This is a genomic window from Massilia sp. 2TAF26, from assembly GCF_052115005.1.
Classification (GTDB): domain Bacteria; phylum Pseudomonadota; class Gammaproteobacteria; order Burkholderiales; family Burkholderiaceae_D; genus Telluria.
In genome coordinates this window covers 120,019-130,983 of record NZ_JBFRFV010000001.1, presented here as the reverse complement: position 1 = coordinate 130,983, position 10,965 = coordinate 120,019, and the positions used below count along the sequence as shown (strand labels likewise).

12 protein-coding genes are annotated in these 10,965 nt (G+C 66.3%); 4 read left to right on the top strand and 8 right to left on the bottom strand.

What is annotated here, in order from left to right:
- Positions 1–6 precede the first annotated feature (6 nt).
- The 4 genes from AB4Z32_RS00605 (at position 7) to AB4Z32_RS00590 (ending at position 4,317) form a co-directional block, all read left to right on the top strand.
- Entirely contained in the window at positions 7–861 is an 855-nt protein-coding gene (locus AB4Z32_RS00605) for an enoyl-CoA hydratase family protein (protein WP_441933361.1), read from the top strand.
- A 1-nt stretch (position 862) separates the two neighbouring features.
- Entirely contained in the window at positions 863–2,029 is a 1,167-nt protein-coding gene (locus tag AB4Z32_RS00600) for an acyl-CoA dehydrogenase family protein (protein WP_441933360.1), read from the top strand.
- Positions 2,029–2,424 (top strand): RidA family protein, encoded by a 396-nt coding sequence (locus tag AB4Z32_RS00595; protein WP_441933886.1) that lies wholly within the window; start codon positions 2,029–2,031, stop codon positions 2,422–2,424. The genes AB4Z32_RS00600 and AB4Z32_RS00595 overlap by 1 nt, the downstream gene beginning before the upstream one ends.
- Positions 2,425–3,732: 1,308 nt before the next feature.
- Positions 3,733–4,317: a septal ring lytic transglycosylase RlpA family protein gene (locus AB4Z32_RS00590; protein WP_441933358.1), complete on the top strand. Its 585-nt coding sequence runs from the start codon at positions 3,733–3,735 to the stop codon at positions 4,315–4,317.
- A gap of 176 nt (positions 4,318–4,493) precedes the next feature.
- On the opposite strand, the gene AB4Z32_RS00585 is transcribed toward AB4Z32_RS00590, so the two are convergent.
- The 8 genes from AB4Z32_RS00585 to AB4Z32_RS00550 all read right to left on the bottom strand — a co-directional run bounded on the left by AB4Z32_RS00585 (position 4,494) and on the right by AB4Z32_RS00550 (position 10,936).
- Complete coding sequence (locus AB4Z32_RS00585) at positions 4,494–4,937, bottom strand: HIT family protein (protein WP_441933357.1); 444 nt, start codon at positions 4,935–4,937, stop codon at positions 4,494–4,496.
- A complete protein-coding gene (locus AB4Z32_RS00580) occupies positions 4,938–6,209 on the bottom strand; it encodes a cyanophycinase (RefSeq protein ID WP_441933355.1) in 1,272 nt (423 codons plus the stop codon).
- Between the two features lie 68 nt (positions 6,210–6,277).
- On the bottom strand, positions 6,278–7,153 hold the full coding sequence (locus AB4Z32_RS00575; RefSeq protein ID WP_441933353.1) for an EamA family transporter: 876 nt from the start codon (positions 7,151–7,153) through the stop codon (positions 6,278–6,280).
- Positions 7,150–8,382, bottom strand: a complete 1,233-nt coding sequence (locus AB4Z32_RS00570; RefSeq protein ID WP_441933351.1) for a TCR/Tet family MFS transporter — start codon at positions 8,380–8,382, stop codon at positions 7,150–7,152. The genes AB4Z32_RS00575 and AB4Z32_RS00570 overlap by 4 nt, the downstream gene beginning before the upstream one ends.
- Before the next feature lie 69 nt (positions 8,383–8,451).
- Positions 8,452–9,117, bottom strand: a complete 666-nt coding sequence (locus tag AB4Z32_RS00565; protein WP_441933349.1) for an HD domain-containing protein — start codon at positions 9,115–9,117, stop codon at positions 8,452–8,454.
- Positions 9,098–9,802, bottom strand: a complete 705-nt coding sequence (locus AB4Z32_RS00560) for a ribonuclease HI family protein (RefSeq protein ID WP_441933347.1) — start codon at positions 9,800–9,802, stop codon at positions 9,098–9,100. The genes AB4Z32_RS00565 and AB4Z32_RS00560 overlap by 20 nt, the downstream gene beginning before the upstream one ends.
- 74 nt (positions 9,803–9,876) lie before the next feature.
- The gene (locus AB4Z32_RS00555; RefSeq protein ID WP_441933346.1) at positions 9,877–10,419 is read right to left on the bottom strand and encodes a YXWGXW repeat-containing protein; all 543 of its coding nucleotides are present in this window, start codon (positions 10,417–10,419) and stop codon (positions 9,877–9,879) included.
- Between the two features lie 277 nt (positions 10,420–10,696).
- A complete protein-coding gene (locus AB4Z32_RS00550) occupies positions 10,697–10,936 on the bottom strand; it encodes a hypothetical protein (protein WP_441933344.1) in 240 nt (79 codons plus the stop codon).
- Positions 10,937–10,965: the final 29 nt, after the last annotated feature.

Here is a 10,965-nt window from a genome sequence, read left to right as displayed (position 1 = left end):
TACATCATGCGTTACCTGCAGGGCGAGCCGCATTCGCTGCCGCGCAACCGCAATACCTTGGCCGATTACCGCGCCGAGCACTTTCTGTACGAGATCAGCGACGGCGTCGCCAGCATCACCCTCAACCGGCCGGAGCGCAAGAATCCGCTGACCTTCGATTCCTACGCCGAGCTGCGCGACCTGTTCCGCGCGCTTGCCTACGCAGATGATGTGAAAGCCGTGGTGATCCTCGGCGCCGGCGGCAATTTCTGCTCGGGCGGCGACGTCCACGAGATCATCGGCCCGCTCACCAGGCTCGACATGCCGGGCCTGCTGGCCTTCACCCGCATGACGGGCGATACCGTGAAGGCGATGCGCGCCTGCCCGCAGCCCATCGTCGCCGCGGTCGACGGCGTCTGTGCCGGCGCCGGCGCGATCCTGGCGATGGCCTCCGACATGCGCTTCGCCACGGCCCGCACCAGGACCGCCTTCCTGTTCACGCGGGTCGGCCTGGCCGGCTGCGACATGGGCGCCTGTTCGATCCTGCCGCGCCTGATCGGCCAGGGACGCGCGGCCGAGCTGCTGTACACCGGCCGTTCGATGTCGGCGGAGGAGGGCGAGCGCTGGGGCTTCTACAACCGCCTGTGCGCGCCGGAAGACCTGCTGGCGGAGGCGCAACAGCTTGCGCGTAGCCTGGCCGGCGGTCCGACCTTCGCCCACGGCATGACCAAGAAGATGCTGCAGCAGGAGTGGAACATGGGTATCGACGAAGCCATCGAAGCCGAGGCCCAGGCCCAGGCCATCTGCATGGCGACCAACGACTTCCACCGCGCCTACCACGCCTTCGTGGCCAAGCAGACGCCCGATTTCGAAGGAGACTGAGATGGCCGACAAGTCCTACCTGCAATGGCCTTTCTTCGACGGCCGCCACGCCGACCTCGAAACGGCGCTCGACCGCTGGGCCTCCGAGCACGTGCGCGGCCTGCACGGGCATGATGTCGATGCCGATTGCCGCCAGCTGGTGCGCCTGCTGGGCGAGGGCGGCTGGCTGCGCCATGCGATCGGCGGCGAGTCCCAGACCATCGACACGCGCGCCATCTGCCTGATCCGCGAGACCCTGGCGCGCCATAACGGCCTCGCCGACTTCGCCTTCGCGATGCAGGGCCTGGGCTCGGGCGCGATCAGCCTGTTCGGTACCGCCGCCCAGCGCGAACACTACCTGCCGCGCGTGGCCCGCGGCGATGCGATCGCGGCCTTCGCCCTGTCCGAACCGCATGCCGGTTCCGACGTCGCGGCCATGCAATGCGCGGCCCGGCTGGACGGCGATGCGTATGTGCTGGACGGCGAGAAGACCTGGATCTCGAACGGCGGCATCGCCGATTTCTACGTGGTGTTCGCCCGCACCGGCGAGGCGCCGGGCGCGCGCGGCATCAGCGCCTTCATCGTCGACGCCGGAACAAAGGGCTTCGAGATCGCCGAGCGCATCGAGGTGATCGCGCCACACCCGCTGGCGCGCCTGCGCTTCGACGCTTGCAGGATACCCGCCACCCAGCGCATCGGCGATGCCGGCCAGGGCTTCAAGGTGGCGATGGCGACCCTGGACGTGTTCCGCACCTCGGTGGCTGCCGCCGCGCTGGGCTTCGCGCGCCGCGCCTTCGAGGAGGCGCTGGCGCATGCGACGAGTCGCGAGATGTTCGGCCAGCACCTGTCCGACTTCCAGCTGACCCAGGCCAAGCTGGCCCAGATGGCCACCCAGATCGACGCCAGCGCGCTGCTGACCTACCGCGCCGCCTGGCAGCGCGACCGTGGACAGAAGGTGACCAGGGAAGCGGCGATGGCCAAGATGACGGCCACCGAGTCGGCCCAGCAAGTGATCGACGCCGCGGTGCAGATGTTCGGCGGCCTGGGCGTCACCAGCGGCCACCCGGCCGAGCAGCTCTACCGCGAGATCCGCGCACTGCGCATCTACGAGGGCGCGACCGAAGTACAGCAGCTGATCATCGCACGCGAACTGCTGCGCGAAGCGAAGGAAGAAGGAAAACAAGCATGATGGACATACTCCAACCCCCGGGCTGGCCGCGGCCGCGCGGCTATTCGAACGGCGTCGCCGCGAGCGGCCGCCAGATTTTCGTGAGCGGCATGATCGGCTGGAATGCCGACGGCCATTTCGAGAGCGACGATTTCGCCATGCAGGCGCGCCAGGCCCTGCTGAACATCGTCGAGGTGCTGCGCGAGGCCGGCGCCGAACCGCGCCACATCGTGCGCATGACCTGGTATGTGGTCGACAAGCGCGAATACCTGGCCGCCTCGGAGGCGCTGGGCGCGGCCTACCGCGAGATCATCGGCAAGCACTTCCCGGCCATGACGGCGGTCGAAGTGCGGGCCCTGATCGAAGACCGGGCCCGCGTGGAGATCGAGGTGACGGCGGTGTTGCCGGAAGCTTGAGTTTGAACGGACGATAAAGTTTGCCGCAAGGTGTCGGGCACCTGGCGTGCCCGGCAGTCCGCTGTCGATCCAGAGCAGATCCTAAGATCGCGCGTGCAGACTTGTACCGCGCCGCTTGAGCTAAAACGTGCGGCCCCGCCCCTCGGCCACGACATCCGCTTCGAGCCAGACGGTCGGCTTGGAGTTCATTAAGGATACCGGGTTGGGATTTAAGCTGAAATTGATCGACTTAGGGTTGCCGTTCATTTTCACTTCTGCTCTTGAATCTGCTAACGGTTGTGGCCCGCACATGCCTGGGCAGAGTGGGATGGCATCTGGGGGGACGACGCTAACGCTTGCAAACGCAAAGGTAACGGGACCGTCTGAAATTGCTATCGCTCCTCGCACAGAGACATTCAAGCTCTGTCCCTTCCAAAGCATCTTGCAACCGGAAATCTCGCCGCCATTAGCACGGGTAGCGCCACCGTCATCAGCGTAGACAGGGATTGTTCCGCTAACTTTGCAAAGCTCGGTTATGTTGGCAACCCGTCCATGGATTGCTTCGACGAGCCGAATCGCGACGGTCATCCGCGCTTCGCGCAGTTGTGGAGGAGCTGCCGGCGGAGGCGGAATGGCGCTTGCCGTCAAAGCGCTCCATAAGAGTGGCACAGCTAGCCACCTTTTATGGGAAGCCTGTCGCACTATCCTCCCTATGACGCCAGGGTTCATTGATTTCCACATGTTCGCAGTTCTTGCTGGAGGATTGGGATTTTGAATAGACTGCTGGCGGCTAAGCCGGGCCGCTGGGCTCAGCATAGCACTTGGTCGGGCGGGAAAAATCGCAGACTGTCACAGAGGGCTGGAATCCACGACCCAAAGCGGACGCTAGGCTTACGTCTTAAGCATTTCTGCGGCCCTTTACAAGCCGCTTCCATGCAATTAATTCAAGCACTCCGCCCATAACCATAGCCAGCACTGCGCTTGTGTGCATCCCAATAGCTGAAAGCGCGACACTTGCAGCAAACATTGCAACTGTAATAACGTGATATTTAAGCATATGTCCTCTCTTTGGTCCGCTTCTGGCCCCGCTTGCGGACAGTCACGACGCCTGATGGGATTGCTGCTTTGACAACATTGTATGCCGAGCCGACGCTCTGCAACGTGTCAATCCGGCCCTTCGCTGATCCAAAACTGCGACAGAACGATTTTTCTGTTCTGCCGTTCCACATGTATCATCCACAAGCTCGGCCTTTAGCCTTGCAGTGTTTGCCAACGGATGCCGAGGCAAGTCCCTCGAAATGGTGACAAGTCGGCGGAGTGTCGGACGCGATGAAAAACGTTTGGAAAGCAACGATGAGAAGCATTTTACCTATCTGTTCAACACCAGCGCTGATAGCTGCGTTGGCGCTGTCCCTTGCAGCCTGCTCGACAACAAAAGTTCAGCCAGCGAAAGCTGGTGGGCGCTATTACCTCAACGATGGTCCACCAAAAGGCGTAACGCAGGCGCAGATTGATGCAGTCAACGAACCAGTACCTAGAACAGAGCGGTTCGTCTCCGGTACGCTCAAGCCCTATGTTGCAATGGGAAACAGCTACCGTCCGATGAACAAGTTAATGCCCTACCATGCGCGTGGCGTGGCAAGCTGGTACGGAACCCGTTACCACGGAATGCCGACGGCAAGTGGTGAACTCTACGACGTGATGAAGCTCACGGCAGCGCATCCACTCCTTCCCATCCCGTCTTATGTCAGGGTTACCAACGTCGAGAACGGTCGAACGCTGATTGTTCGCGTGAACGACCGCGGCCCATTCCTCTCTGACAGGATCATCGATCTATCGTACGCGGCCGCAGCCAAGCTCGGCTATGCGGCGAAAGGAAGCGCGCTGGTCGAGATCGACGTAATCCTGCCATAAAGGCCCTGGTGCTGTTACGACGGCCCGCTGCCGACTCGAAGCAGACTGGAAGCGGTTCAGATATTCCAGCCGATGCGTTCGACCAGTTCGTCAAGAGTCCTATCTCGTCTCCGATATCCCATGCGCCGGGAAGCCCACATAAGGACTCGCGCTAGCAAATGCCGTCGTGGGACAAGTCAGCCAGCACCGCCCTCCAGCGCGGCCACGATGCGCGCCGCGATCTCGCGCAAATGCACGGGATCCGCAGGAATCCGCCCATGCATGCGCAAGGGCTCCGCTTCACGCCGCGGGATGATGTGGAAGTGCACGTGCGGTACGGTCTGGCCCGCCGCGCTGCCGTTGAGCTGGGCGATCATGATGCCCGGCGCGTCCAGCGCGGCCTTCACCGCCGCCGCCACCTTTTGCGTGGTGCGGATGCAGGCGCAGGCGCCGTCGGGGGATAGCTCGAAGATCTCGGCCGCCGCCTCCTTCGGAATGACGAGGACGTGGCCGTCGGCTTGCGGCATGATGTCCATGATCGCAAGCGTGGCCTCGTCCTCGTAGATCTTCAGGGACGGCAGTTCGCCGCGCAGGATCCTGGCGAAGGCGTTCCCGGAATCGTAGCTCGTTTCGTCGCTCATTCAATGCACCGTATTGCCGAGGATTGCGCCGCCCGAGGTGCCGTAGGTGTACGGACCGCTCAGGGATGAACCGTCGCCATAGGTCTGCACCGTCTGCGCGTTCCAGTTCGAGGTGTTGAAGCTCGCGCTCACCCTGAAGCTGTACTGCGGCGCCGAGGGGTAGGGCGAGGGCCTGGATGGCTGGGCGCTGAGGCGGTAGACCTGGATGTTGCTGTTGTCGACCAGCGGCTTGCCGGCCACGCATTGCGAGGGCGCGCCGTTGTACTTCACGAAGTAGGCGGAATTCTGCGCGGTGTACTGGGCCGTGGTGTTCTCGGCGTTGTAGGGATTGACCGCCATCTCCGCCTTGGCGCCGCCCGGGGCGCCGGAGATCAGCAGCGCGGTCTCCTCGTTGATGCCCACGCCGACCACGTCGCCGTAGTTCGCCACGCCGCCGCTGCAGCCCTTGCCGATCCTGGCCACGAAGGTAAACAGGCGGCCCAGGCGGTCGCGCGTATTGAAGTGGGTGTCGGCGACGGTGTTCGCCAGCGGCGCGATGTTCACGAAGCTGCCGGTCTGGACGAACTTGTTCGACGAGGTGTTCAGCGGATCGAGGGTCACGTAGCGATTGAACGGATCGCTCAGTGCCTTGGGCGATTCCACCGCGCCGTTCAGGGCGGCGAAGGCATACTGGCCCAGCATAGCGGTGCCGGCGCTGGTGCCGCCAACCGGAATGCCGGCCGCGATGGCTTTCTGGATCAGCGTGTTCAGCGAGGTGCTCTGCCAGTAATTGTAGTAGTCGGCCTGGTCGCCGCCGGCGATGAAGATGGCGTTCGCGCGCTTGATCACGTTCAGGACGAAGGGATCCTCGGCCGCCGCGCGGTTCGGGATCACCAGGGTCTCGACGGAAGTCAGGCCGAGGTCGGCGCCGCCCACCAGCTCGTAGCCTTTCGGGCTGGTGCTGTCGACCTGGCCGAGGCGGCTGTAGATATAGGGGTTGTAGGCGTCGGTGCCGGTGGCGCGGATGATCACGAAGCGGCCGCCGGTGCCGGGTGCGACGCCGGCGCGGGCGATCATCCAGCGGAAGGCTTCGCCGACGTCGTAGCCGCCGCCCACCAGTGCGACCGAGGGACTGCAGGCGCTCGTGGCGCAGGAGACCGGTTTGGCACTGACGTTCGGGTTGTCGGGATTGCCGAGGTAGGAGTACGTATAGCTTTTTCCGGCCGTCGCCGCGTTCGATGCCGAAGCGAGCAGGAACATGACGCCGCACAGGGTTTTCTTATGGTTGTTCATGGAGTCTCCGCCAGATAGGTGATCGGGGCCTGCCGGGCCCGCTTCAGGACCTTAGCACAACTTTATTTCTATGCAAGGCGCATGGTGATGGCGCCACAGGCGATGAGTCCTGCCGCCAGCAGGCGCCCGCGGCCCACGCGTTCGCGCAGGAACAGCGCGGCGATCGCGGTGGCGAACAGGATCGAGGTTTCGCGCAGGGCGGCGATCGCCGCCACCGGCGCCAGGGTCATCGCCCACAGCGCGATGCCGTAGGAACCGAGGGTGCTCACGCCGCCGACCGGCAGCAGCAGCGGCCGGGCGCGGGCCAGCGCCGCCAGCGCGCGCATCCGTCCGCGGGCGCTCCAGGCGCAGACCGCCACGCCGGTCAGCAGGAAGATCCACATGGTGTAGGCGGCTGGCGCGCCCGAGCGGCGCACGCCGGCGCCGTCGATCATGGTGTACAGCGCGATCACGCAGGCGGTCGCCAGCGCGAACAGGGTGGCGCGGCGCTGGCCGTGTGGCTGTTGCGCCGAGGGCCTGCGCGCGGCCAGCAGCATGGCCAGCACGCCGCCGCAGATCAGGCAGACCGCGAGCCATTGGGCGCCGCTCAGGTGCTCGCCCAGCAGGATGCCGTTGAAGACGGCCACCAGCAGCGGCGCCGTGCCGCGCATCAGCGGATAGGCATGGCTCATGTCGCCGTGCTGGTAGGTGGCGATCAGCAGCAGGTAGTAGACCGTTTGCGTCAGGCTGGAGGCGGCGATGAAAGGCCAGCTGGCGGGCTGCGGCGCGGCCAGGAAGGGCAGCAGCACGGCGCTGGCGAGCGCGCCGCCGGCCACCACCAGCACGGTCGGGAGCAGCGGGTCGCCCTGTCCGGCGCGGCCCTTGACCAGCGCGTTCCAGGTCGCGTGCAGCAGGGCGGCGCCGAGCACCGCCGCGATCACGGGCAGCGGAATGGCCGCCGTCACAGCTGGCCGTGGCTGCGGAAGTAGCGCCGCGCGACCAAGAAGGCCAGTCCCAGCATCGTGGTGCCGACGAAGAAGGGCATGCCGATCCGCCAGTCCTGCGGCGGCAGGTGGCTGGCCGCGCCCAGCAGGAAGGTGCCGAGCAGTGGCATCAGGATCACGCCCAGGCTGCCCACCGATTGCAGGGAACCCATCAGCTCGCCCTGTTCGCCGGCGCCGGTGGACTTCGAGATGATGCCCTGCAGGGCGGGACCGGAGGCGAAGGCCAGCAGGTTGCACATGATGAAGACGTACATCATCCAGCCATGGGTGGCCAGTCCGTACAGCAGGAAGGTGATGGCGCCGGAGGCCAGGCCGAGCAGGGTCAGGCGCACTTCACCGAAGCGCCGGATCAGTACCGACAGCAGGCCTGCCTGGACCACGATGCTGACCACGCCCACGCAGAACATCGCGATGCCGTTGTCGCGCGGCGTCCAGTCGAAGCGGAAGGTGGTGTACAGCACCCAGACCGACTGCAGCATCATCTGCGAGAAGGTGGTCAGGGTGTACACCACGATCAGGCTGCGGATATCGCGCCGCCGCGCCAGGCGCGCCAGGCCGCCGAAGGGATGGATGTCGGCCAGCCTGAAGGGCTTGCGCTGGCCCGGCGGCAGCGACTCCGGCACCGCCAGGTAGCCGTACACGAAGTTGGCGGCGGACAGCGCGGCGGCCACGTAGAAGGGCAGGTGCAGCGAGACGTTGCCGAGCAGGCCGCCCAGCACCGGGCCGCAGACGAAGCCCGCGCCGAAGGCTGCGCCGATCTTGCCGAAGCTTTTCGAGCGGTTTTCGGGCCGGGTGACGTCCGAGGCATAGGCCGAGGCCACCGACATGCTGGCCGAGGAGGCGCCGCCGATGATCCGTCCGATGAACAGGCAGGCCAGGTTCGGGGCCCAGGCCGTGGTCAGGAAGTTGATGCACATGCCGCCCATCGAATACAGCAGCACGGGACGGCGCCCGAGGCGGTCGCTGACCGCGCCGACCATCGGCATGAACAGGAACTGCATCAGCCCGAAGGAGGCCGCCAGGATCCCGTACCACATGGCCTGCTGCTCGCGTCCGTGGACGAATTCGCCGACCAGCCCGGGCAGCACCGGCACGATCAGGCCGATGCCAAGCATGTCGATGAACACGCAGATCAGGACGAAGTTCAGGTTGCCGGCCGGAGCCTTGGCAAGGGTCGCAGTGCTGGTCATGGGATCGCCGTCACGGATACGGAAAATCCCTATGTTAGCACCGTTGCCTGTCAGTTAATGGCTTAGCTTTTACGCCACGCCACTCCACTCGGCCGCAAAGGCGTCGCGGAAGTCCATCAGCATGGCCAGGCGCTGCTCGCCCAGGCGGCGTCCGGCCGCGGTCTGCATCATGCCGGGCAGGAGGGCCAGCTTGACCGGGATGTGGTCGAGCGAATAGGTCTTGTCGTCGAGGGTACGCGCGGTCGCCAGCGGATCGCCGCCGTGGGCCAGGCTGCTGCCCATGCGGCCGGCGATGTAGAACATGCGCGCCAGCCCGACCGCGCCAAGGCCGTCGAGGCGGTCGGCATCCTGCACCAGCCGGGCTTCGAGCGTGCGCGGTGCGATCGCGGCCGAGAAGCTGTGTGCTTCGATCGCATGGGCGACGGCGTCGAGCTTCGCGGCCGGGAAGCCGAGTCCGGCCAGCCGTGCGCGCGCCAGCTCGGCCGAGAGCCGCGAGGCGCTGGAGCGGGCCGGATCATTCTTCGGCAGGTTGACCAGGTCGTGCAGGTAGCAGGCGGCCAGCACCACCAGCACGTCGGCGTCCGGGTGATCGGCCAGCAGGGCGCGGGCATTGCGCCAGACGCGGTCGAGGTGGTTGGCATCGTGGGCGCCGTCGAGGTCGCCGGCGGCGCATTCCATGGCGAGGGCGGCCAGTCGCGCGCGCCAGGCCTCGAGTTCAGGAGAGTTCAGCTGCATAAGTTGCGGTTTCGGTTGCGTTTGCATGGTCAGGGAAATCGTCGAAGGCGCGCTGCGACAGCGCGTCCGCCTGCTGGTTCTTGTGGCGCGGGACCCAGCGCAGGACCAGGCCGTCGATGCGCGCCATCAGTGCGCGCGCCGTGGCGCGGTAGGCGTGCAGGGCCGGCGCGGCGAGGGCGTCCGGGCCGGTCACGTCGCCGATCACGACCTGGCTGTCGCCGTACACCGTGAGGCCGGACACGCCGCCGGCGACGGCCGCTTCCAGCACGGCGATCAGGGCGCGGTACTCGGCTTCGCTGCTGTTGCCGTGGCCGGCGGGGCGCGAGATCTCGACGCTGCCGCCCGGCCCGTCGAGGCGGGCGCCGATCCCGCAGCGTCCCGGATTCGGGCGCGCCGAACCGTCGAACCAGGCGCGCCAGGCGCTGGGCGGACCGTCGTGGCGGCGGGCCTGGCGTGCCCGCGCCGCCTCGCGCAGGGCGGTGCGGGCGGCGCTGCGGCTGGCCTGGGCGGCCAGCTCGGCGCTGCGGGCCTCGACCAGGGCGGCCAGGCCGGCCTTGCCGGCTTTCAATTCCAGGGTGCGGCGCAGGGCCTGTTCGTCGCTGAGGCCATCGGCGGCGGCCAGGCGGCGGCTGGCGGCGCGTTCGCTCTTGTAGGCGATCTCTTGAAGACGGGAATGCTCAATCATGCCGGGAGGATACCCCAAAACGCAAAATGCGCCGGCAGGCGGCGCATTTTCAGGAGGACATCAGGCAGCGGCGATCAGCGGCGCCACGGATTGTCCGGGCGGCGGTCGTAACGGTTCGGCACGCCGTCGCCGTCGCGGTCATAGCGGTTCGGGATGCCGTCGCGGTCCTGGTCCCAGCGGCCGTCGCGGCGGCCGTGCTCGTAGCGGTCGGGGATGCCGTCGCGGTCGCGGTCCCAGCCGCGGCGCACTTCGTAGCGGTCCGGAATGCCGTCACGGTCGCGGTCGCGGTAGCCGCGGTCATAGCCGCCATATTGGGTCCAGCGGGCCGGCTGCATATACCAGCCGCCGCCGCCCTGGGTCCAGACCGGCGCATTGTAGACATAGCCCGGCCGCTCGACGACCCAATTGCCCGGCACCCAGACGTGGCGGTGGCCGGCCCAGTTCCAGTAGCCGGGCGCCCACACATAGCCATGGCGCGGCGCAGGAATCCGTTCGTAGACCGGCGCCGGCGGCGCGGTGCCGATATAGAGGCTGACGTTGCTCGCGGCCAGCGAGGGCAGGGGGGCGGCGGCGGCGCCGGCGAAGATCAGGGCGGCAAGGGCAAGGGTGCGTTTCATATTCGGTCTCCAGTCCAGTCAAGGATCAGATGCGTTTGCGACGAGTTCACTATAGCTCGGTCGAGCACCGCTGTGGGCGTCTGAAAAAGTCGCTTACATCTGAAACAGAATCCGGTCGTTTGATGATGCCTGGAAGCCACGCTGCCCGGTGGGCGCTGGAGGGGATCGATGAGAGGAGGAGTAAAGCGGAGGGTGAAGCGGAAGGACGATGCGGCAACTCAGCTGGCCGCGGGCAGGTTCCGGCGAGGGTGCCGGCGCCGCCCGCGGACGCCGCGGTTCATTGGATGCCCCCGTTGCTGTTGCCGGTGCGCTCGGCGTGCAGGGACAGGCGTTTCTCGGCCTCGGTCATGCGCTTGGCGGTGACGTGCACGACCGGCATGCTCGACTGGGCGACGACTTCGATGCGGGCCGGGGCGCTGGCCTGGGCCGGCGGAATCGCTTCGATGGCCACGCTTGCGGCACCGGCGACGCTCAGCGAAAACAGGAAGGCGGCTTCCATGTGCTTGATGATGTTCATGATGTTGCTCCTTTCGTTTCGGGTTGTGA